This is a genomic window from Streptomyces lasiicapitis (assembly GCF_014646335.1).
GTDB classification, from domain to species: Bacteria; Actinomycetota; Actinomycetes; order Streptomycetales; family Streptomycetaceae; genus Streptomyces; species Streptomyces lasiicapitis.
In genome coordinates, this window is record NZ_BMNG01000001.1 from 505,121 (window position 1) to 527,888 (window position 22,768).

Consider the following 22,768-nt stretch of genomic DNA (forward strand, 5'->3'; position numbering starts at 1 on the left):
CCGGAACCAGCCCACCCGGCGAACTCCTCGGTCGTCGTCCCAGCGACACGGCGCCCCGCCCCCAATTCGCCCAGTACGTCCAATCCACCTACCGTATACGGCAGTTGGGGCACCCGGCGGCAGTCAAGTGCTGCCGGGTGCCCCAACGACGTACGAGTGACGAATCCCGCTGCTACACGAACAAGCTCACCAAAGCCGCCACAGCGAACCCCGCCAGCGAGAGCACCGACTCCAGGACCGTCCAGGTCTTGAGGGTGTCGCGTTCGGAGATGCCGAAGTACTTCGCGACCATCCAGAAGCCGCCGTCGTTGACGTGCGAGGCGAAGATGGAGCCCGCGGAGATGGCCATGATGACCAGGGCCGTGAAGGCGTTGGAGTAGTCGCCCTCGGCGAGGAGGGGGGCGACGATGCTCGCGGTCGTGACGATCGCGACCGTCGCCGAGCCCTGGGCCACGCGCAGGACGAGGGAGATGAGGTAGGCGAGGACGATGATCGGCAGGCCGACGTCGTGGAAGGTGTCGGAGAGGGCCTGGGCGACACCGCTGCCCTTGAGGACGGCGCCGAAGATGCCGCCCGCGCCGACCACCAGGAGGATGTTGCCGACCGGCTTCAGGGACGAAGTCGACACCGTTTCCAGGGACTTGCGGGACCAGCCGCGGCGGATGCCGAGCAGGTAGTACGCCATCATCAGGGCGATCGTCAGGGCGACGAAGGGGTTGCCGAAGAACTCGATGACCGAGCGGAGGGTCGAGGGGTCGAAGGCGATGGAGGAGAAGGTGGCGAGGAGGATCAGGACCAGGGGCGTGCCGATGATCAGGAAGACCGTGGAGAGCGGGACCGGCTTCTCCTGGGGCTCACGGCCCGCGGCCCGCTGCTCGGCGGCCACCGCCGCCTTCGCCTCGTCCGCCGCCTCGACCATGTCCTGCGGCACGGCCACGAAGATGCGCTTGCCGATCCAGGCCGAGTAGGCCCAGGCCGCGATGACGGCCGGGATGCCGCAGACGATGCCCATGAGGATGACCCAGCCGAGGTCGACGTTCAGCAGGCCCGCCGCCGCGACGGGGCCGGGGTGCGGGGGCAGGAACGCGTGCGTCATCGACAGGCCCGCGAGCAGCGGCAGGCAGTAGATCAGGATGGACTTGCCGCTGCGCTTGGCGGCGGCGTACACGATCGGCGCGAGGACGAAGATGCCGACGTCGAAGAAGACCGGGACACCGAAGATCAGGCCTGTCAGGCCCATGGCCAGGGGCGCGCGCTTCTCGCCGAAGAGGCCAAGGAGGCGGGAGGCAAGGACCTCGGCGCCCCCGGAGACCTCCAGGATCGCGCCGAGCATGGTGCCCAGGCCGATGATGATCGCCACATGGCCGAGGATGCCGCCCATGCCGGACTCGATGAGCGAGACCGCGTCCGACTTCTGGACGGTGCCGAAGAGTTCGGTGACGGAGAGGCCCGCCGCCAGGCCGACGGCTATGGAGACCGCCAGGAGGGCCACGAACGGCTGGAGCCTGACCTTGATGATCAGGAAGAGCAGCAGCAGGATGCCGAGGGCCGCGACGGTCAGCAGGCCCGCCGTGCCGTCGATGAGGGCCATCAGGCCGCCGGTGTGGGGCGGCGTCTCCGCTGGTGGGGCGGTGGCCGCGAGTGTCGCGGTCAGGGGGGACGAAGGGGACGGGGACATCTTTGACCTCGTAAGTGCATGGGGCTTTCTGGGCAGGGGGGATCACGGCGTGGCGCCCCGGGAAGGGGGTCCCCCCTGCTCGAGCGAAGTCGAGAGCTTGGGGGCGGGCGCCACGCCGTGACGACGGTGTGGCTTGCGTACGGGAGGGGGTGCGGCGGGTGAGGAGGCCGGGTGCGGCCTCCTCCTCAGCCGGCCACGACGGTCAGCCGAGTACGGCCAGCGCGTCGATCTCGATGAGCAGGCCCTTGGGCAGGCCGACGTACACCGTGGTGCGGGCGGACGCCGGGGCCTTGAGGCCCTGCTCCTCGAAGTACTGGTTGTAGAGGGCGTTCATCTCCGCGAAGTGGTCCACGTCCGTGAGGTAGACGCGCATCATCATCACGTCGTCCCAGGTGGCGCCGCCCTCTTCGAGGATCGCCTTGACGTTGGCGAAGGTCTGCAGGGTCTGCTCGCGCAGGGTGGGCCCGGCCGGGGTCGGCGCCTTGCCCTCCTCGGCGGGCAGGAAGCCGACCTGGCCCGCGACCTGGAGGATGTTGCCCTTCTTGACGCCGTGCGAGAACTTCGCGGGCGGGGCGGTGTGCGTGGCGGGGGTGATGGCGGTCTTCTCGCTCATGAACTTGCCTTCTTCGTAGGGGTGTTACGACACAGGAGTACCGGAGTACTACTTCTCCGGGGCGTGGCCCGAGTACTCCCTGCTGATGGCCTCCGCCGTACGCCGCACGAGCGGAAGGAGCCGGAGGAGTTCCTCGGCGGTGACGACGACGTTCGGCGCGGACACCGACATGGCGGCGACGACCCGGCCGTCCGCTCCCCGGATGGGCGCGCCGACGCAGTTGATGGACTCCTCGTGGCCGCCGAGGTCGGTGGCCCAGCCCTGTTCGCGCACCAGCGTCAGTTCCTTGAGGAAGGCGGCGGCGTTGGGTGTCGAACGGGACGTGTACGCGGGATAGTCGAGCTTCTCCGCGAAGGCGCGCCGCTCGGACTCGGGGAAGTCGGCGAGGAGGAGTTTCGCGACGGCGGCGACGGTGATGGCCACCGGTTTCCCGATGCGCGAGTACATCCGGACCGGGTAGCGGCTCTCCACCTTGTCGATGTAGAGGACCTCCTGCTCCTCGTACACCGCGAGGTGGACGGTGTGGCCGCACTTCTCGTTGAGCGCGAGGAGGTGGGGGTGCGCGATCTCGCGTACGTCGAGGTTCTCGACGGCTTCCTGCGCGAGCGCGAAGAGCCGGGCGCCCAGGCGGTAGCGCTGGTCGGACTGGCGGAAGACCAGGCCGTGTTCGTGCAGGGTGCGCAGGAGGCGCAGGGCCGTGGACTTGTGCACGCCGAGGCGCTCTGCGACCTGGCCGAGGTCGGCGGGGCCCTCGGCGAGCAGCGGCAGGATGGAAAGGGCGCGGTCGACGGTCTGGCTCATGACGTACGTACCCCCTCGGAGGCCGCGGCGGTGTTCCGGGCAGGGTCGGCCGTCCAGCCGGGGCGAAGGCGCAGCCTCTCCCAGGCGGGGGCGTCCACGGCGGCGAGCGCGTCGGCGTGGTCGCGGGACGGCGGGGTGGCGAGGTCGCCGGGGACGGTGAGGGCGGCGGCGGCCATGAGGTGGCCGTGGCGCAGGCGGCGCTCGGCGGACAGGCCGCGCAGGGTCGCCGAGAGGAACCCGGCGGCGAAGGCGTCGCCGGCGCCGACGGGCGCGACGACGTCGACGCGCAGGGCGGGCACGAAGGTGATGGTGTCGCGGCCTGTGGCGTGGTCGGCGGCGAAGACCGTGGCGCCGTGCGCGCCCTGCTTGACGACGAGCACGGCGGGCTCGGGCAGCGCGGCGCGGATCGCGGCGGGGCCGCCGGTGACGCCCCAGGCGTTCGCGGCCTCGTCCTCGCCGACGAAGACGAGGTCGGCGCCGCGCGCGAGGTCGAGCAGTACGTCGGCACTGTCGCCGTCACCGCTGTCGCGCCAGAGGCCGGGGCGGTGGTTGACGTCGAAGGAGACCAGGGAGCGGCGGCCGGGCTTGCGGTCGCACAGGTCGCGGACCAGGGCGAGGCAGTCGGCGGACAGCGCGGGCGTGATGCCGGAGAGGTGCAGGACGCGGCCCGACCACAGGGCGTCGTACGGCATGGTCGCGGGCGACATCGCGGAGGCGGCGGAGCCCGCGCGGTAGTAGACGACCTCGTGGGCGTCGGTGCCGCGGTCGTCGGCGGTGCGGAAGTAGATGCCGGTGGGGCGGTGCGGGTCGCGGCCGACGGCGGAGGTGTCCACGCCGTACCGCGCGATCGCCTCGACCAGGTGGTCGCCGAACCCGTCGGCGCCGACGCGGCCGACCCAGCGGGTGCGGTGCCCGGCGGCGGCGAGGGCGCAGGCCACGTTGGACTCGGCGCCGCCGATGCCGCGCTCGAAGGACGGCACGTCGGCGAGCCGGCCCGGACGCGACGGCAGGAAGGTCACCATGGACTCGCCGAGGGCCACCACGTCGGTGTCCAGGGAGTTCGTGTCTCCGCCGCCGCCTGCTCGGGTCACGTTCGGGTCAGCCCCTCAGTCGCTTCTCAGCCGCTTCACTCGCTCTCCGGATCCGTTGACCCGGCGTTGGCTCGGATGTTAGACAGCAGTAAGCGACATACGCAATGAACGTTGCATATTCTGCAACGCCCTGGTGAGGGGTGTTGTGGAGCCACGCTGACGCGTCGTGGAGCCGCACAGCCGTGGAGCCGGACAGCCGAAGTGCAGAACAGCCGTAGAGCCGAAGAGCCGAGGAGGCGCCTCATGGCCGCCGACAAGCCCGCCGCCCCCGCCGACCGCCGTGCGAGCGCCCTCGCGCGCCTTGCCGACGAGCGGATCGACCACCGCTTCAAGGCGCTCCCGCCGGACGCGGACGGACTGACCGTCGGCGAGCTGGCGGCGGAGCGCCGCAACCTCTTCACCGGCGGCTTCACCACGCCCGTCCTCGCCCTGTCCGCCGAGCGCCTGGAGCACAACCTCGCGCTCATGGAGGAGTACGCGACCCGCCACTCCCTCGCCTTCGCGCCGCACGGCAAGACGTCCATGGCGCCCCAGCTCTTCGAGCGTCAACTCGCCCACGGCGCCTGGGGCATCACCCTCGCCGTCCCCCACCAGGTGCGCGTGGCCCGCGAGTTCGGCGTCGCCCGGATCTTCCTCGCCAATGAGCTCGTCGACGCGGCGGCGCTGCGCTGGCTGTCCTCGGAGCTCGACTCCGACCCCGATTTCCACTTCATCTGTTACGTCGACTCGGTACGCGGCGTGGAGCTCATGGACGCGGCCCTCCGCTCGGCCGGCGCGCGCCGTGCCGTGGACGTCGTCGTCGAGCTCGCCGCGGGTGACGGGGCCCGTACCGGTGCGCGCACCGAGGCCGACTGCGCGGCCGTCGCCGACGCGGTGGCCTCGGCGGGGACGCTGCGGCTTGTCGGTGTCGCGGGGTACGAGGGGGAGGTGCCGGACGCGACGCCCGAGCGGGTGCACGCGTGGCTGCGGCGGCTCATCGCTCTTGCGGCGGAGTTCGACGCGGCGGGGCGGTTCAAGGGGGACGGTGTTCCCGGGGCGCTGGACGAGATCGTGGTCAGCGCCGGGGGTTCGGCGTGGTTCGACGCGGTGGCGGACGAGTTCGCCGCAATCCCCCAACTGTCGCTCCCCGTCCTGAAATTGCTCCGTTCCGGTGCGTACGTCTCGCACGACGACGGGCACTACAAGCACCTCACGCCCTTCAACCGCGTCCCCGAGGAGGGGGCCCTTCACCCCGCCTTCCGGCTGTGGACGCAGGTCGTGTCGCGGCCCACCGCCGAGCAGGCGTTCGTGAACGCCGGGAAGCGGGACGCGGCGTACGACCTCGATCTGCCGGCCGCGCAGGTCGTCCGCCGTGCCGACGGTACGGAGGTGGCCGCCGACGGGGTGACCGTGACCGGGCTCTCCGATCAGCACGGGTGGCTTCGGACCGCCCCGGGCGCCGACCTTGAGGTCGGCGACTGGGTGGGCCTCGGCCTCTCCCACCCCTGCACGTCCTTCGACAAGTGGCAGCTGATCCCTCTCGTCGAGGCGGACGGGACGGTCACGGACTACATCCGCACGTACTTCTGACCCTGCGCTGAGCCCTCCCCAACCCCGCCCCTTCCCGTAACCAGGGGGCTCCGCCCCCTGGACCCCCGATCGGCCTGAACGGCCTCGTCCTCAAACGCCGGACGGGCTGGATACCTGCCGCAACCAGCACAATTTCAGCCCGTCCGGCGTTTGAGGACGAGCCGCGGAGCGGCGACAAGCGGGGTCCAGGGGCGGGACTGGGGCGCACCGCGAGGCCCCACCCACCCGCAGAGAGGAACCCACCCCATGGACCTGGTCATCCGCGGCGCCCGCGTCATCGACGGCAGCGGCGACACCTCGTACAACGCCGACGTCGCCGTACAAGACGGCCGCATCGCCGAGATCCGCCGGGAGGGCACGGGCACCCGCCCCACAGGGGCGAGGACCATCGAGGCCGACGGCCTCGCCCTCACTCCCGGCTTCATCGACATGCACGCCCACAGCGACCTGGCCCTCCTCAGGGACCCCGACCACAGTGCGAAGGCAGCCCAGGGCGTAACCCTGGAGGTCATCGGCCAGGACGGCCTCTCCTACGCCCCGGTCGACGACCGCACCCTCACCCAGGTCCGCCAGGCCATCACGGGCTGGAACGGAGACGGCAGCGACATCGACTTCGACTGGCGCACGGTCGGCGAGTACCTGGACCGCCTGGACGGGGCCCACGGCGGCCACGGCATCGCGGTGAACGCGGCGTACCTGATCCCGCAGGGCACGGTCCGGATGTACGCGGTGGGCTGGGACGACCGGGAGGCGACCGGGGCCGAGCTGGAGCGGATGAAGCGGCTGGTGGCCGAGGGCATGGAGCAGGGCGCCGTCGGCATGTCGTCGGGTCTGACGTACACCCCGGGCATGTACGCGAAGGACGCCGAACTGACCGAGCTGTGCCGGGTGGTGGCGTCGTACGACGGCTACTACTGCCCCCACCACCGCAGTTACGGCGCGGGCGCGCTGGAGGCGTACGAGGAGATGGTGGAGCTGACGCGCTCCGCGAACTGCCCCCTCCATCTCGCCCACGCCACCATGAACTTCGGCGTGAACAAGGGCAAGGCCCCGGACCTCCTCGCGCTCCTGGACACCGCGCTTGCCGACGGCGCGGACATCACCCTCGACACGTACCCGTACACACCCGGCTGCACCACCCTCGTGGCGATGCTGCCGAGTTGGGCGAGCGAGGGCGGCCCGGACGCGATCCTCGCCCGGCTCCAGGACGACGGGACGGCCGCGCGGATCCGGCACCACATGGAGGTCATCGGCGCGGACGGCTGCCACGGCGTGCCCATCGAGTGGGACACCATCGAGATCTCCGGCGTCTCCGACCCGGGCCTCGCCTCCTGCGTGGGCAAGACGATCCAGCAGTCGGCCGACATGCGCGGCGAGGAGCCGTGGGTGACGGCACGCCGACTGCTGATCAACGACCGCCTGGGCTCGACGATCCTCCAGCACGTGGGCCACGAGGAGAACGTCCGGGCGATCATGCGCCACCCCGTCCACACGGGTGGCAGCGACGGCATCCTGCAGGGCTTCAAGCCGCACCCGCGTGCGTACGGCACGTTCCCGCAGTATCTGGGCAAGTACGTACGGGAGTTGGGGGTGCTGTCCCTGGAGGAGTGCGTCGCGCACCTCACCTCGCGGCCCGCCGCCCGCCTGCGCCTGCCCGACCGCGGCCTCGTCCGCGAGGGCTACCGCGCCGACCTCGTCCTCTTCGACCCGGACACGGTCGCGGCGGGCTCCACCTTCGAGGCGCCGCGCACGCTCCCCGTCGGCATGCCGCACGTCCTCATCGACGGCAAGCCGGTGATCGAGGGCGGCCGGCGCACGGACGTCCTCGCGGGACGTGCCGTGCGCCGGACCGCCTAGGTCCCGGTACTCAAAAGGTCCGGGGTCAGGGCTTGGGCAGCGTGCAGCCGGGACGGTTCAGGTCGATCTTGTTGCCCGCGCCGACGCACGGGACGATGTTGTACGTCTGCTGGCCGTAGTTGATGCCCTCGCGCACGGTCACCTTGCCGTTCTCGTCGACCTCGCACGGGTTGTTGTCGGTGCACCGCTCGCCGTTCTCGTTGCCCGTGTTGTTGACGGCGACGACCTTGCCGGTCGCGTCGTCGACCACCGGCGAGCCCGACGTGCCGCCGATCGTCTGGCACGCGGAGGTGTAGCGGACCGAGTCCTTCCAGGTCCAGCGGCCTTCCTTCAGCCGGTACGCGAAGCCGTCGACGTTGCACTTGTACATCCGCTTCCAGTAGCCGGACACGACCGTGATGGCCTTGCCCTGCGCCGGACGCGCGGAGTCCAGTTCCAGCGCCTTGATGCCGTAGCGGGTCTCGATGTCCTTGTACGTGCTGGTGAGCTGGTAGAGCGAGACGTCGGTGTCGGTCATCGTGCCGTACGCGATCTTGCTGGCGCGGACGGTGCCCGCGTTGCCGCCGCTCGCGTTCAGGAGCGTGAAGCTGCGGGTCGACGCGCGGTCGACGATGACCTGGCCGGGCGCCGGGAAGCCGGTCTCCAGGCAGTGGCCGTTGGACATCACGAGCGCGGGGTCGGTCGGCTGCGAGGACGGTACGCGGACGACGGAGCCGGAACAGTTGCTGAGCGCCACGGTGCCGGCGAAGCTCACGGCCTTGGCGGCCGGTGCCTTGACGGCGGCCGCAGTCCGCTTGTCGGACGACGGCGCGTCATTGCTGACGGCCGCCGCGGGCACACTCGCCGCGCCGAGGAGTACGGCGGTGAGTGCGGCTCCGACGAGAGGCTTGTTCATGTGGGGGTCCCCTCTGGATGACTGTGTGACCGAAGGTCCTTCGGTTTTGTCATGCGCATTGTTGGGGTCACCGGGCCCCACCACAAGACCGCGTACAGCCAAGAACGCACCCCCGTCGGACGGCGCGGGTGACCGAGCTCTCCCGCTCAAGGCACCCCCGCCCGAGTAAGCTCGCGGGCATGCAGGTGATCCAGTCGACCAAGCTCGCCAACGTCTGTTACGAGATCCGGGGCCCGGTACTCGAGGAGGCGATGCGGCTGGAGGCCGCGGGCCACCGCATCCTCAAGCTCAACACCGGCAACCCCGCGGCCTTCGGCTTCGAGTGCCCGCCCGAGATCCTGGAGGACATCCTCCGCAACGTCGGCGCCGCGCACGGCTACGGCGACGCGAAGGGCCTGCTGGCGGCGCGCCGCGCGGTCGTCATGCACAACCAGACCCTCGGCATCGAGACCGACGTCGAGCACGTCTTCATCGGCAACGGCGTCTCCGAGCTGATCGTGATGGCCATGCAGGGCCTGCTCGACGACGGCGACGAGGTGCTCGTACCCGCGCCGGACTACCCGCTGTGGACCGCCGCGGTCTCCCTCTCCGGCGGCACCGCCGTGCACTACCGCTGCGACGAGCAGGCCGACTGGATGCCGGACCTCGCCGACATCGAGCGCAAGATCACCGACCGCACCAAGGCGATGGTGATCATCAACCCGAACAACCCGACCGGCGCGGTCTACGACGAGGCGATGGTCCGCGGTCTGACCGACATCGCCCGCCGCCACAACCTCCTGGTCTGCTCGGACGAGATCTACGACAAGATCCTGTACGACGGCGCGACGCACACGCCGACCGCCGCCGTCGCCCCTGACCTGCTCACGCTCACCTTCAACGGCATGTCGAAGGCGTACCGCGTGGCCGGTTACCGCGTCGGCTGGATGTCGGTCTCCGGGCCGAAGGCCCACGCCTCCTCGTACATCGAGGGCCTGACGATCCTGGCGAACATGCGCCTGTGCGCGAACATGCCGGGGCAGCACGGGGTCGTCGCCGCGCTCAGCGGGCGGCAGACCATCGGTGATCTGGTGCTGCCGGGCGGGCGGCTCCTTGAGCAGCGCGACGCGGCGTACGACGTACTGACCCAGATCCCCGGCGTGACCTGCGTCAAGCCCAAAGGCTCCCTGTACCTCTTCCCGCGCCTGGACCCCAAGGTCTTCAAGGTCAAGGACGACCGGCAGCTCGTCCTCGACCTGCTCCGCGCGGAGAAGATCATGGTCGTCCACGGCACCGGCTTCAACTGGCCGGAGCCCGACCACTTCCGCATCGTCACGCTGCCCACCGCGACGGACCTCACGGACGCGGTGACCCGGATCGGGACCTTCCTCGACGGCTACAGCCAGCCGTAACGCCTTCTTGGCGCCGCCGCGGCCCCGCTCGACTCAACTTTAGACAGAATCTAAGCTAGGATGGCTTTCAAGTAACCCGCTTGGAGGCCATCCCATGTACGAGCCGATCCGCACCAAGTCGGTCCACGCTCTGGCCGACCCGGGCGACTTTCCGCACCGCTCCCGCGAGGAGGAGCTGGACATCCAGCTCGCGGGGCATCTCGCCGCGCTGCTCGCCGTGACGGATGAGTTGCGAGTGCTCTCCGCCGACCCGGGCCTTGGCGCTGCCGCAGAGCAGCTTGCCGCCCAGGTGACCCGACTACGAGGCCTGGCGCCGGCCAGGGCGTCCGTGGTCACTGCCATTCACGAGCCGCACCTGTCCGCTCTGCACCAGCGCGCGCACGCCCTGGCGGGCCGAGCCCTGGTGGTGGCCGCGTCCCGCGCGGATACGGCTGCGGCGATCTTGGCCGCTCAGCGCATGGACGCGCACGCGGCCGCCCAATTCGTCGGCGCCGCGTAGTCCTTGGGCGGCGCCCCCGCCTATGGGGCTGCGCCCCTCTCCCCCGCCTTTCGGCCCTCCGGGCCTCGTCCTCAAACGCCGGACGGGCTGATTCACTCCCGCCGAACGAAAAAGGCCGGGCCCCGCACGCCTTTGTGCGGGGCCCGGCCTTGAGGTGCGAAGGGCTAGCCCAGGCGCTCCACCAGCGCGTGGTACTCGTCCCACAGTTCCTTCGGGGTGTGGTCCCCGAAGGTGTTGAGGTGGTCCGGGACGAGCGAGGCCTCCTCGCGCCAGACCTCCTTGTCGACCGTGAGGAGGAACTCCAGGTCGGCGGCGGGCAGTTCGAGGCCGTTGGTGTCGAGGGACTCGGGCGTCGGCAGGATGCCGATGGGGGTCTCGACGCCGTCCGCGCGGCCGTCGAGCCGGTCGACGATCCACTTCAGGACGCGGGAGTTCTCACCGAACCCGGGCCACACGAACTTGCCGTCCGCGTTCTTGCGGAACCAGTTCACGTAGTAGATCTTCGGCAGCTTGGACTGGTCCTTGTCCGCCCCGACCTTGACCCAGTGGGCCATGTAATCGCCCATGTTGTAGCCGCAGAACGGCAGCATCGCGAACGGGTCCCGGCGGAGCTCGCCGACCTTGCCCTCGGCGGCAGCCGTCTTCTCGGAGGCGACGTTCGCGCCGAGGAAGACGCCGTGGTTCCAGGTGAGGGACTCCGTGACCAGCGGCACCGCGGAGGCGCGGCGGCCGCCGAAGAGGATCGCGGAGATCGGCACGCCCTTGGGGTCCTCCCACTCGGGCGCGATGATCGGGCACTGCGCGGCCGGGGTGGTGAAGCGGGCGTTGGGGTGCGCGGCCGGGACGCCTGAGTCCGGGGTCCAGTCGTTGCCCTTCCAGTCGGTGAGGTGCTTCGGAGTCTCCTCCGTCATGCCCTCCCACCAGACGTCACCGTCGTCCGTCAGCGCGACGTTGGTGAAGACGGAGTTGCCCCAGAGCGTCTTCATCGCGTTGGCGTTGGTGTGCTCGCCGGTGCCGGGCGCGACGCCGAAGAAGCCCGCCTCGGGGTTGATCGCGTAGAGGCGGCCGTCCTCGCCGAACCGCATCCAGGCGATGTCGTCGCCGATGGTCTCGACGGTCCAGCCGGAGATCGTGGGCTCCAGCATGGCGAGGTTGGTCTTGCCGCAGGCCGACGGGAACGCGGCGGCGACGTACTTCGACTCACCGGTGGGCGGCGTCAGCTTGAGGATCAGCATGTGCTCGGCGAGCCAGCCCTCGTCGCGCGCCATGACGGACGCGATGCGCAGGGCGTAGCACTTCTTGCCGAGCAGGGCGTTGCCGCCGTAGCCGGATCCGTACGACCAGATCTCGCGGGACTCCGGGAAGTGCGAGATGTACTTCGTGGAGTTGCACGGCCACGGCACGTCCGCCTGGCCTGCCTCCAGCGGGGCGCCGAGGGTGTGCACGGCCTTCACGAAGAAGCCGTCGGAGCCGAGCTCGTCCAGGACCGGCTGCCCCATGCGGGTCATGGTGCGCATGGACACGGCGACATACGCGGAGTCGGTGATCTCGACGCCGATCGCGGACAGCGGCGAGCCCAGCGGGCCCATGCAGAACGGCACGACGTACATGGTCCGGCCGCGCATCGACCCGCGGAAGACACCACCCTCGCCGCCCTCGCCGGCGAAGATCTTCCGCATCTCCGCGGGGGCCTTCCAGTGGTTGGTGGGCCCGGCGTCCGCCTCCTTCTCGGAGCAGATGAACGTGCGGTCCTCGACGCGCGCGACGTCGGTCGGGTCGGAGGCCGCGTAGTAGGAGTTGGGCCGCTTGATCGGGTCCAGCTTCTTGAAGGTGCCCTTGGCCACGAGCTCCTCGCACAGGCGCTCGTACTCGGCCTCGGAGCCGTCACACCAGACCACACTGTCCGGCTGTGTCAGTTCGGCGATCTCGTTCACCCAGGAGACGAGCTCCTGGTGCTCGGTGGGAACGGTGCCCACGGACTTCACTGACAGGGGAGCCGCGATATCGCGCGCCACGATTGCTCCTATACGAGGGTTTTTGTGGTTGGGGCCCCGTGGGGGCTGCGACCCGGATGCTTCACTGCTTCGAACCTCTTGGCGCTCATCCGGTGCCGACCGCACTCATTTGATCATCCGACGCGTTTGCGCATCTGTCCAGAGTGCCTCACACCTGAGCGGCGTGAGCATTGCCACTCGCTGTTCCCACATCCGGGCCCGCTCACACCCGTGACCGTGAGCCTCACCACTTGTAACCTTCTGGGACGTCGCCTTTGACACTTAACTTACGGTTCCGTAGGTACGATGCCAGGCATGACCGCACCCGTCCCCGACGCGATCGCGAACTCCCCCGCAGGTGTCCCGGATCCGGCCGCGGCCGAAGCGTCCGGGCCCGCGCCCCTGCCCGCGCTCCCCGCGAAGCCCAAGCTGCGGGGCTGGCTGCACGCCGGCATGTTCCCGGCGGTGGTGATCTCAGGCGTGTTCCTCACCGCCCTCGCGGACTCCACGCGCGGCCGCATAGCCTGCGGGATCTACGTCCTCACGGCCTGCCTGCTGTTCGGCGTGAGCGCGCTCTACCACCGCGGCAACTGGAGCCCCCGCGCCGACGGAGTGCTCCGCAGACTCGACCACGCCAACATCTTCCTGATCATCGCGGGCACGTACACCCCGCTGACCCTGCTGCTCCTGCCCGACGCCAAGGGTCAGTGGCTGATGTGGGGCATCTGGGCGGCCGCCGCCGCGGGCATAATCTTCCGCGTCTTCTGGGTCGGCGCCCCCCGCTGGCTCTACACCCCGTGCTACCTCGCGATGGGCTGGGCCGCCGTCTTCTTCCTCCCCGACTTCCTGCGCACGGGCGGCATCGCGGTCCTCGTCCTGGTCGTCGTAGGCGGCCTCCTCTACAGCGCGGGCGGCGTGGTCTACGGCTTCAAACGCCCCAACCCCTCCCCCCGCTGGTTCGGCTTCCACGAGGTCTTCCACTCCTTCACGCTCGCGGCGTTCGCGGTGCACTACGTGGGGATCTCGCTGGTGGCGTACCAACACGCCTGACGCCCCCGAGGGGGCGGACTCACTCCCTCAAGACAGGCCTTCGGGGCCGCGGCTCAGTGCCGCGGCCCTTTTTCATGCCCGCGGACACCGACTTGCCATGCCCGCAGACACCGGCCGCCACATTGACAGTCACCACCTTTTGACAGTTACTCTCATTTCATGGCTGCTGTCACTTCAGAGAAGAGCGTCGCGCCGGACCCCCGGCGCTGGTGGGCGCTCGGCGCCCTGGTCACGAGCATGCTCGTGCTCGGCTTCGACATGACGATCCTCAACGTCGCGCTGCCGACGATGGCCGACCAGCTCGACGCGAGCACCGGCGAGCAACAGTGGATGGCGGACGCGTACGTCGTCGTGTTCGCGGCGCTGATGCTGCCCACCGGGCTGCTCGGCGATCGGTTCGGGCGCCGTCGCATGCTGATCACCGGGCTCGGGATCTTCCTCGTCGGCTCGCTGATCGGCGCGCTCGTCGGCTCCGTCGCGCTGGTCGTCGCGGCGCGTGCCGTCATGGGCCTGGGCGCCGCGCTCGTGATGCCCCTTGCGATGTCCGTGCTGCCCGCGCTGTTCGGTCCTGGCGAGCGTACGAAGGCGATAGGCATCGTCTCGGCGGCCTCCGCGCTCGGCCTGCCGCTCGGACCGATCGTCGGCGGCTTCCTGCTCGACCACTTCTGGTGGGGCTCGATCTTCCTGATCAACGTGCCGATGGTCGCCATCGGCATCACCGCGTGCGTGCTGCTGCTCCCCGAGACCCGCGACCCGTCCGCGCCGAAGGTCGACGCGCTCTCCACGGCGCTCACCGCGACCGGCCTCGCCGCGCTCGTCTACGGGATCATCGAGGCGCCGGGCCGCGGCTGGTCCGACCCGCTGGTGGTCGGCGCGCTTTCCGCCTCCGTGGTCCTGATCGGCGCGCTGGTGCTGCGCGAGCGCCGCCTCGTACGCCCCATGCTCGATCTGTCGCTCCTCGCGCACCGCGGCTTCCTGCTGAACACGCTCGCGGCGACGCTGGTGATGTTCGTGCTCTCCGGGCTGATGTTCGTCCTTCCGCCCTACCTCCAGGCCGTGCAGGGCAACGACGCGCTCGGCACCGGGCTGCGGCTGCTGCCGATGATGGGCGGGCTCGTCGTCGCGGCCAGGGGCACCGAGCCGCTCGTACGCCGCTTCGGCGCGCCCGCCGTGATCAGCGCGGGCCTGACGGTGCTCGCCTTCGCCGCCATCCTCGGCAGCCGCACGACGGCCGGCTCCGGCTACGGCTTCGTCGCGCTGTGGCTCTCGATCGCCGGGCTCGGCTTCGGCTTCGCGGTCGTGCCCGCGATGGACGCGGCGCTCGGCGCACTGCCGGTGGACCGGGCCGGGTCGGGCTCCGGGCTTTTGATGACGGTACGTCAGGTGGGCAGCGCCGTCGGCATCGCGCTGCTCGGCTCGCTCCTGTCCGGCGTGTACGCGGACCGCCTCGACACCGGCGGCCTGCCGGGCCCCGCGGCCGACGCGGCGAGCGACTCGGTGGTGGCCGCGCACCTGGTGGCCGAGCGGACGGGCGCGCCCGGCCTCGTGGAGTCCGCGAACTCCGCGTACGCGCACGGCATGGACGTCGTCCTGCTGGTCGGCGGCGTCGCGGCGCTGGTGGCCGCGCTGCTCGTGGCGGCGTTCCTGCCGCGGTCGGGGCGCGGCACGGCGTCCGGCGCCGACATGGCTCCGGCGCCCGCCGATGTCCGACAATGACGTCATGACGGCCGCACGCACCAAGACCCCAGAGCCCGCCGCCGCCCCGACGGACCCGGCAGCCGGTCCGGCCGTCCCCGCCCGGATGGGGCTGCGCGAGCGCAAGAAGCTCAAGACGCGCGTCGCGATCAGGGACGCGACGTACCGGCTGATCCGCGAGCAGGGGTACGAGGCGACGACGGTCGAGCAGATCGCGGAGGCGGCGGAGGTCTCGCCGTCGACCGTGTTCCGCTACTTCCCGACCAAGGAGGACATCGTCCTCACCGACGAGTACGACCCGCTCCTTGAGGTAGAACTGCGCGCCCGCCCCGCCGACGAGCCGATCGTCGAGTCCCTGCGGCACGTCCTCCGCCGGGCCGTCCGCCTCGGCTTCACGGAGGAACCGGAAGTCTCCCGGCTGCGCACCACACTCATGGTCGAGGTCCCCGCGGTGCGCTCCCGCATGCTGGAGAGCATGTCCGTCACCGGCCGGATGCTGTGCCGCGTCATCGCGGAACGCACGGGCCGAGACGCGGACGACCTGGAGGTCAGGACGTTCTCCATGGCCCTCATCGGCGCCCTCACAGAGGCCTCGGCCTACTGGGCCGAACACGACCACGAGGACGACTTGGGCGACTTGGTGGACCGCACGCTGGACATGCTGTCGGCGGGATTCAGGGCCTAGAGGCGGCCCGCTTCAAGCCCGTCCGGCGATTGAGGACGAGGCCCGAAGGGCCGAAAGGCGGGGGGAGAGGGGGCGCAGCCCCCATAAGGACCCCGGTCAGGCGGCCGCCGGGAGCTGGGCGAAGAAGGCGGGGACGCCACCGGCCGCGCTCGTGCTGCCCGCCAGCCACAGCGAGCCGTCCGGCCCGTTGGCCAGCGCGCCCGAGGTCAGCGGCGCGGACGTGGGGCTCGGCGCGGCGGACCACGACGCGCCGGTCCAGCGCTGCAGCGCCACACGGGTGCCGACGGACCACACCTCCGCTCCGTACGCAGCCAACTGCGTGACCTCGGAGGCGTCCTGGCCCTCCGGGGACCGCAGCGACCACGCGCCCCCCGACCAGGTGGCGACGGCGGCGCGAGCACCCGCGGCCCCGCCGGCCCAGCAGACCCCGTCGCGCACCAGCAACGCGGACACCTGTCCCAGCGCCGAACCGAACGGCGTGGGCAGCACCTTCCAGGCCGTCCCGTTCCAGTGCATGACCAGGGGCGTCCTCGTCCCGCGCGCCTCGGTGGCCGTATAGCCGCCGACCCAGACGTCGTCGGCCGCCACGACCCGGACGGTGAGCAGCCCCGAGTGGGCGCCGAGCGTGGCGGGCAGGGGCACCGACGTCCAGGCGGAGCCGCTGCGGCGCAGCGCGACCGCCCCGGTGGCCGGGTACTTCGCGTTGCCGACCACCCAGAGGGCACCGCCGGTGCCGTCGATCTGCTCGGGCCGTCCGATGGCGGAGCCCGCCGCCCCCGTCCGGTCCGACCAGGCCGTGCCGTCCCAGTGCAGGATCTGGGCCTCGTCGAGCATCGTCGGCCGGTTGATCCTCTCGCCCACGGCCCAGACGTCGTCGGCGGCGCCCACCGAGATCCCCGTCAGGGGTCTGGTGTCCTTGGGGAACTTGCTGAACTCGTACGACTTCCAGTCCGTGCCGTCGAACGCGAAGGCAGCCGGTTCCTCCTTGACGATCTCGTCCCAGTGGTAATGGGAGCCGGCCGCCATGGCACCGCCGCCGGGGGCGAAGGCGAGCCGCTTGAACCCGTACCAGTCGCTCGACGTGGTGAACGGGAAGACCCGCCACTCCGGCAAGGCGCCGCCCGCGGCGGACGCGCCGCCCGGCAGGGCGCTGCCGAGCGCGAGCGCGGGTACGACGGCCGCGGCGGAGCGCAGCAGGTTTCGCCGGCTGACTGCCATGAGACCTCCAGAAAGGTGTGCTGATGGCAGGCGAAACCAGCTCGAGTGCCGTCCGGGATCGCCTTCGTGACGATGCCGATCCTTTCGGCAGTGCGCTGACGGTCCGCTGACGGAGGGGCGTCGGCTATCGGGCGGCCGCCCCCAGAGCCTCCGCCAACTCCTGCGCGTCCGTGGTCGGCCGGTCGCACACGAACCCCCGGCACACGTACGCGGTCTCCTTGCCGTCCACCAGGGACCGCCCCGCGAGCAGCGGAAGTTCGCCGTCCGGCGGCCCCGCGGCGACGACCGCTCCGGGCGCCGTGCCGAGGAGCGCCACCCGGTGCAGCGCGCCGCCGATCTCCCCGGCGACCGCCACCTCCCGCGGCCCGTCCACCGCCGCCTCCGCGACGGCGAGCCCGTGCCCGATGAACCGCGGCACCCGCGGCCCCAGCGCCTTGACGACGCCGAGCGCCCGCTCGGCCGCCTCCCGGTGCGGCGCGGCCCCGGTGTGCGCGGCGTACGAGAGCAGCGCGCCCGCGGCGGCCGTCCACCCGGAGGGGGCGGCGTTGTCGGTGGGGTCCTGGGGCCGCCGGATCAGTTGCTCCCCGTCGGAGGCCGTGTCGTACAGCGCCCCCGACTCGGGGTCCACGAACTGCGCGAGCACGTGGTCGAGCAGGAACCCGGCGAACTCCAGCCACACGCCCTCGCCCGTCACGGAGGCGAGCGCGAGGAAGCCCTCGGCGACGTCGGCGTAGTCCTCCAGGACCCCGGCGTTGGCGCCCACGTGCCCGTCCTTGGAGGTGCGGGCGAGCCGCGCGCGGTCGTCCATGTGGAGTCGTACGAGAAGATCCGCGGCCCCCACGGCGGCCGTGACCAGGTCGGGCCGGTCGAAGAGGGCGCCGGTCTCGGCGAGCGCGGCGATCGCGAGGCCGTTCCACGCGGCGACCACCTTGTCGTCGCGGCCGGGCGCGGGGCGCTCGGCGCGGGCGGCGAGGAGGCGTGCGCGGATGCCGGCGATGCGGGATTCATCGACGACGCCGCCGACGATGCCGCTGTCGCCGTCGCCGTCGCGGTGCGGGAGCTGGAGGACGGAGGCGCCCTCCTCGAAGGTGCCCTCCTCGGTGACGCCGAAGTACGCGGCCGCGAGGTCGCCGTCGGCCTCGCCCAGGACCTCGCGCAGTTGCGCGGCCGTCCATACGTAGTACGCGCCCTCGACGAGCTTGCCGTTCGCGTCGGAGCTGTCGAGGCTGTCGGCGTCCAGGGCGGAGGCGAACCCGCCCTCGTTGGTGCGCAGTTCCCGCACCATGAAGTCGGCCGTCTCCAGGGCGACGCGGCGGGCCAGATCCGAGCCCGTGGTCCGCCACAGGTGGGCGTACACGCGGCACAGCAGCGCGTTGTCGTACAGCATCTTCTCGAAGTGCGGCACGACCCACTCGCGGTCGACGGAGTAGCGGGCGAAGCCGCCGCCGAGCTGGTCGTAGATGCCGCCGCGCGCCATCCGCTCGCAGGTGTCGGCGGCCATCTGCAGGGCGCCCTCGGAGCCGGTGCGGGCGTACGTGCGCAGCAGGAACTCGACCACCATGGACGGCGGGAACTTGGGCGCGCCGCCGAAGCCGCCGTGCTTCTCGTCGTAGTCCCTGGTCAGCCCGAGCAGCGCGGCCGCCAGCTCCTCCTCGCCGGGCCGCTGCCCGTCCCCGGCGGCCAGCTGACGCTCCGACAGGTCCTGCACGATCTTCGCGGCGACCTCGCCGACCTCGTCGCGCCGCTCCGTCCACGCCCGCCGCACCCCGTCGAGCACCTGCGGGAACGACGGAAGGCCCTGGCGCGGCTCGGGCGGGAAGTACGTGCCGAAGTAGAAGGGCTCGGCGTCGGCGGTGAGGAAGACCGTCATGGGCCACCCGCCCTGCCCGGTCGCGGCCTGCACGGCCTCCATGTACACGGCGTCGACGTCGGGCCGCTCCTCCCGGTCGACCTTGATGTTCACGAAGTGCTCGTTCATGAGCGCGGCCGTCGCGCCGTCCTCGAACGATTCGTGAGCCATGACGTGACACCAGTGGCAGCTCGAATACCCGACGGAGAGCAGCACGGGCACGCCGCGTTCACGGGCGGCGGTGAACGCCTCGGCCGACCACGGCCACCAGTCGACCGGGTTGTCGGCGTGCTGGAGGAGGTAGGGGGACGTCTCATGGGCCAGTCGGTTCGGCATGGTCCCATCCTCGCGCACAGGGGTCCCCGATCCGCGCGCACACGGGCCCCTGATCCGCCGACTCCCTCGCGTCGGCGCCTCGTACGCAGGACACTGACACGTACATGTAGAGGTATGGGGCAGACGTACCCGTGTACGGGGCAGCCGTATGTGGGTACGGGGCTCACGCACGGACACGTGTCGTCGGCACGTGCCGCTCTCGGAGGGGGACCACATGCGGGACAGCCATCGGGCCGAAGCCGAGCGGCTGTTGGCACGGGCGGTCGAGGAGGAGGTCCGGCGCACGGGTGGGCGCGCGGACGGCGGGGTGCTGCTCTCGCGGGCGCGCGGCGCGCTCGACGCCATGGCGCGGACGGCGGGCGAGGAGTACGAGGCGTACACCCGGGCCCTGGACGAGGCGGCGGCCGGGCAGCTGACGTTCGCGCAGCGGTACGCGAAGGAAGGCGCCGGAACTCCGCTGCTGGTCGCGGGTGTCGCGGCCGTCGCGGCCACGGCGGCCGACCTCGCGCTCGGCACGGGCGGCGGCACGGCGCTCGTCACGGCCGCGGCCGTCGCGGTGGCGGGCGCGGCGGCGACGGTGGCGAAGGTGACGGCGTCGCACGTCCCCGCGGCGCAGCGGCACGCGGGCGCGGTGAGCCAGCCGGGCGGGCCCGAGCAGTTGCGGCTGCAATGGCTGACGGCGCTTGAGGTGCGCGGGATCCGGCCGTTCCTTGACCAGCAGCGGGTGCTCACGGCCGCGTCGGGCGGCGGTGTGTCGGGCGGGTCGGGCGGGCAGAAGAAGGCGGCACCGCAGTTGCGCCGCACCGACAAGAGCGCGGCCGCGCGGCGGCGTACCGTTCTGGAACAGTCGTTCGGTCAACTGCCGCGTTCGGAGCGGAAGTTCGCCGGGCGGCGGGCCGAGCTGGCGGGGATCGCGCAGTGGGTGCACGCGGGGCGCGCGAGCACGCAGACGAAGCCGACCGTCGTCGTGCTGCACGGCGCGGCAGGGGCGGGCCGGTCCTCGCTCGCGGTGCGGGCGGCGCTCGACGTGAAGGACCAGTTCCGCGGGGCGTGCCTGGTGGACCTGCGCGGCGAGAGCCCCGACACCCCGCCCCTGTCGACCCGCGACGCCCTCCTGCACCTCCTCAACCGCCTGGGCGCACCCCGCGAACAGCTCCTGCACCGGGAGCGCTCCACCCAGGAACAGCAGGTCAAACGGCTCAGCGAGCTGTACCACCAGCATCTGACGGGCCTTGAGGTGGTCGTCGTGCTCGACGACGCCTGCGATGCCGACCAGGTGCGCACGCTGATCCCCGAGCGCTCCGACAGCCTCGTCCTCGTCACCGCCCGCAAGCCCCTCGACCTGCCCGAGGACCTGCCCGCGTGGGTGCACCAGCTCCCGGTGGAGGCGCTGGACGCGGCGGGCGCCGAGCAGTTGCTGCGCGAGTCGGCCGAGGAGCTGACGGGCCCCTACGACGCGGCGTCACTGGAGTCCGTGGGCGAGCTGTGCGGCGGGCTTCCGCTGGCGCTGCGTGCGGCCGGTTCCTCACTCGGGCCGCGTACGCCACTGCAACTGGTCGCCGATCTGTCCGCGTACGGTCCCGTGGACGCCGTGGCCCCGGTCGAGCGGGCGCTCTCGCTGCGCTACGCCGACCAGGCGGAGCCCGCGCGGCGGCTGTTGCGGCGGCTCGCGCTCGCCGGGCGGGCCTCGCTGGGCGCGGCGGCCGCCGCCGCGCTGCTCGCCACGGACGAGGCCGAGGCGGGCCGGCAGCTCACCGCGCTGTCGCGGGCGGGCCTCGTCGACCACGTCCGGGGCAGCCGCTACCGGCTGCACGACCTCGTCCGCTCCTTCGCGCAGGCCCGGCTCGCCGACGAGGAGGAGCCCGCCGAGCGCACCGCCGCGCAGGAACGTCTCATCGTCAGCTACGGCGAGCTCGCCGACTCCGTGATCCGCCTGGTCGACGGCAAGACCTCCACCCGCGCCGACCACTTCGGCCAGCACGGCTTCACGTCCCTGGACTCCGCCCTGCGCTGGCTGGACGACGAGTCCAGCTTCATCACGGCGGCGCTGCGGCACGCCGAGGGCGTGGACCCGCAGGCCGTCCTCAATCTGCTCGGCGCCCTGTGCGACTACTGCCTGCTGCGCGGCGACCTCTACCGCCTGGGCGAGATCAGCGAGTTCGCGCAGTCCCTGGAGAAGGGCGGGGCCAGTGCCGGGGGCCGGTCCGGGCAGGGCCGGATGGAGCGCAGCGTGCAGTGGCGCACCGGCATAGCGGCCCGCCAGATCGGCGACCTGGACCAGGCACGCTCCACCCTGTCCTCCGTCGTCGACCTGTACTTCGAGGCCCACCAGGACGCGGGCGCGGCCCGCGCGCTCGGCTCCCTCGGCATCACCCTGCACCACCAGGGCAACCTGTCCGAGGCCGCCGCCCGCCTGCGCGAGGCGCTCGACCTCCAGGTGTCCGAGCAGCTCGCGGGCGACCGCGCCTGGACGCTGCACGCCCTGGCCGCCGTCGAACGCGACCGCTCCCGCCTCGGCGAGGCCCAGGACATGCTGCGCACCGCCCTCGTCCTGCACCGCGAGAGCGAGTCCGTGCACGGCGAGGCGTGGGCCCACTTCCAGCTCGGGCAGGTGTGCCTGCGCATGGGCGAGGTGCCGCGCGCGGAGGAGGAGCTGCGCCGTGCCCTCGATCTGTACTCGACCACCCGTGACGCCCGCGGGGAGGCGTGGGCGCTCACCCAGCTGTCCCGCGCCCGGCTCGTCGCGGGCGACCCGGCGCCCGCCGTCGACGGTCTGCGCCAGGCCGTCTCGCGCCACCGCGACAACGAGGACGCCCGCGGGGAGGCCTGGTCCCTGTACTACCTGGGCCAGGCCCTGGAGGAGACCGGCAACCTCGAACAGGCCGTGCGCGACCTGGAGCGGGCCCGCACGATGTTCTCCCGCATGCGGGACGTCTACGGCCTCGCCTGCGCCCGCCACCACTCCGCCCGCGTCACCCGCGACCAGCGCGCCGCGCAGACCGGCTCCCTGCGCAACTCCGGCTTCGCCCGCCAGCTCCTGATGGACGCCCGCGCCGACTTCAGCCGCATCGGGGTGGCCCACGGCGAGGCCTGGACGTGCCTGGAACTGGCCGTCGTGGACGCGGGGAACGCCCGCACGCAGGCGGCCCTCTCCCTCTGCGACGAGGCCATCGCCCTGTTCGCCTCCTACGGCGACCGCCGCGGCGAGGACTGGGCCCACTTCCTGCGCGCCACCCTCCTCCCCTACGCATCCCCCGGTGGCTGGGAGATCGGCACGGCGGTCGCCCAGGAGGAACTCGTCCAACTGGCCCGCGTCGCCCACCCCTTGCGGGACGGCAAGCTCGACGAGTACGTGGAGGCGTATCTGCTGTTGCTGGAGCGGGGGGCGGAGCTGGACGCGGGGTGGCAGGCGTGGCGGCTGGGCATGACGCCCAATCGGCATGCTCGGGAGGTCATGGGGGTGACGGTGGGGGCTTCTCAGTGAGATCGATGGCGGACTTCCAACTCGGCCGGGATAGTGGGTGGTTGACGCTCGGACGGGGGTGAC

General features: G+C 71.7%; 16 protein-coding genes. 8 read left to right on the forward strand and 8 right to left on the reverse strand.

The window, feature by feature from the left end; translation table 11 throughout:
* Positions 1-172 precede the first annotated feature (172 nt).
* The 4 genes from IEY91_RS02260 to IEY91_RS02275 all read right to left on the reverse strand — a co-directional run bounded on the left by IEY91_RS02260 (position 173) and on the right by IEY91_RS02275 (position 4,183).
* Entirely contained in the window at positions 173-1,678 is a 1,506-nt protein-coding gene (locus IEY91_RS02260) for a GntP family permease (RefSeq protein ID WP_189172588.1), read from the reverse strand.
* 202 nt (positions 1,679-1,880) lie between these two features.
* The gene (locus IEY91_RS02265; protein WP_164321216.1) at positions 1,881-2,291 is read right to left on the reverse strand and encodes a RidA family protein; all 411 of its coding nucleotides are present in this window, start codon (positions 2,289-2,291) and stop codon (positions 1,881-1,883) included.
* A gap of 48 nt (positions 2,292-2,339) precedes the next feature.
* On the reverse strand, positions 2,340-3,092 hold the full coding sequence (locus IEY91_RS02270) for an IclR family transcriptional regulator (RefSeq protein ID WP_189172589.1): 753 nt from the start codon (positions 3,090-3,092) through the stop codon (positions 2,340-2,342).
* Entirely contained in the window at positions 3,089-4,183 is a 1,095-nt protein-coding gene (locus tag IEY91_RS02275) for a sugar kinase (protein WP_189172590.1), read from the reverse strand. The genes IEY91_RS02270 and IEY91_RS02275 overlap by 4 nt, the downstream gene beginning before the upstream one ends.
* 243 nt (positions 4,184-4,426) lie before the next feature.
* Between IEY91_RS02275 and IEY91_RS02280 the strand changes: the two genes are divergently transcribed.
* Positions 4,427-5,752, forward strand: a complete 1,326-nt coding sequence (locus IEY91_RS02280) for an alanine racemase (RefSeq protein WP_189172591.1) — start codon at positions 4,427-4,429, stop codon at positions 5,750-5,752.
* Between the two features lie 246 nt (positions 5,753-5,998).
* Positions 5,999-7,609, forward strand: coding sequence for an N-acyl-D-amino-acid deacylase family protein (locus tag IEY91_RS02285; RefSeq protein WP_189172592.1), 1,611 nt, complete (start codon positions 5,999-6,001; stop codon positions 7,607-7,609).
* Between the two features lie 25 nt (positions 7,610-7,634).
* On the opposite strand, the gene IEY91_RS02290 is transcribed toward IEY91_RS02285, so the two are convergent.
* Positions 7,635-8,504 carry a S1 family peptidase gene (locus IEY91_RS02290; RefSeq protein ID WP_189172593.1) on the reverse strand — a complete coding sequence of 290 codons (870 nt, stop codon included), beginning with the start codon at positions 8,502-8,504 and terminating at the stop codon, positions 7,635-7,637.
* 179 nt (positions 8,505-8,683) lie between these two features.
* Here IEY91_RS02290 and IEY91_RS02295 point away from each other — a divergent pair, with 179 nt between their 5' ends.
* Complete coding sequence (locus tag IEY91_RS02295; protein WP_164321228.1) at positions 8,684-9,895, forward strand: pyridoxal phosphate-dependent aminotransferase; 1,212 nt, start codon at positions 8,684-8,686, stop codon at positions 9,893-9,895.
* 94 nt (positions 9,896-9,989) lie between these two features.
* Positions 9,990-10,394, forward strand: a complete 405-nt coding sequence (locus IEY91_RS02300) for an SCO4983 family protein (protein WP_189172594.1) — start codon at positions 9,990-9,992, stop codon at positions 10,392-10,394.
* A 164-nt stretch (positions 10,395-10,558) separates the two neighbouring features.
* On the opposite strand, the gene IEY91_RS02305 is transcribed toward IEY91_RS02300, so the two are convergent.
* Positions 10,559-12,409, reverse strand: coding sequence for a phosphoenolpyruvate carboxykinase (GTP) (locus IEY91_RS02305; RefSeq protein ID WP_189172595.1), 1,851 nt, complete (start codon positions 12,407-12,409; stop codon positions 10,559-10,561).
* Between the two features lie 294 nt (positions 12,410-12,703).
* On the opposite strand from IEY91_RS02305, the gene trhA reads away from it, so the two are divergent.
* From trhA to IEY91_RS02320, 3 genes are all read left to right on the forward strand, one after another.
* On the forward strand, positions 12,704-13,438 hold the full coding sequence (gene trhA, locus IEY91_RS02310) for a PAQR family membrane homeostasis protein TrhA (RefSeq protein ID WP_164321233.1): 735 nt from the start codon (positions 12,704-12,706) through the stop codon (positions 13,436-13,438).
* A 159-nt stretch (positions 13,439-13,597) separates the two neighbouring features.
* Complete coding sequence (locus IEY91_RS02315) at positions 13,598-15,154, forward strand: MFS transporter (protein ID WP_189172596.1); 1,557 nt, start codon at positions 13,598-13,600, stop codon at positions 15,152-15,154.
* 4 nt (positions 15,155-15,158) lie between these two features.
* Positions 15,159-15,818, forward strand: a complete 660-nt coding sequence (locus IEY91_RS02320; RefSeq protein ID WP_189172597.1) for a TetR/AcrR family transcriptional regulator — start codon at positions 15,159-15,161, stop codon at positions 15,816-15,818.
* Positions 15,819-15,914: 96 nt separating this feature from the next.
* Here IEY91_RS02320 and IEY91_RS02325 read toward each other — a convergent pair whose 3' ends face one another.
* Both IEY91_RS02325 and IEY91_RS02330 read right to left on the reverse strand, forming a co-directional pair.
* Positions 15,915-17,036, reverse strand: coding sequence for a hypothetical protein (locus IEY91_RS02325; protein ID WP_189172598.1), 1,122 nt, complete (start codon positions 17,034-17,036; stop codon positions 15,915-15,917).
* Positions 17,037-17,160: 124 nt separating this feature from the next.
* Positions 17,161-19,221: a thioredoxin domain-containing protein gene (locus tag IEY91_RS02330; RefSeq protein WP_189172599.1), complete on the reverse strand. Its 2,061-nt coding sequence runs from the start codon at positions 19,219-19,221 to the stop codon at positions 17,161-17,163.
* Between the two features lie 214 nt (positions 19,222-19,435).
* Between IEY91_RS02330 and IEY91_RS02335 the strand changes: the two genes are divergently transcribed.
* On the forward strand, positions 19,436-22,705 hold the full coding sequence (locus IEY91_RS02335) for a tetratricopeptide repeat protein (RefSeq protein WP_189172600.1): 3,270 nt from the start codon (positions 19,436-19,438) through the stop codon (positions 22,703-22,705).
* Positions 22,706-22,768: the final 63 nt, after the last annotated feature.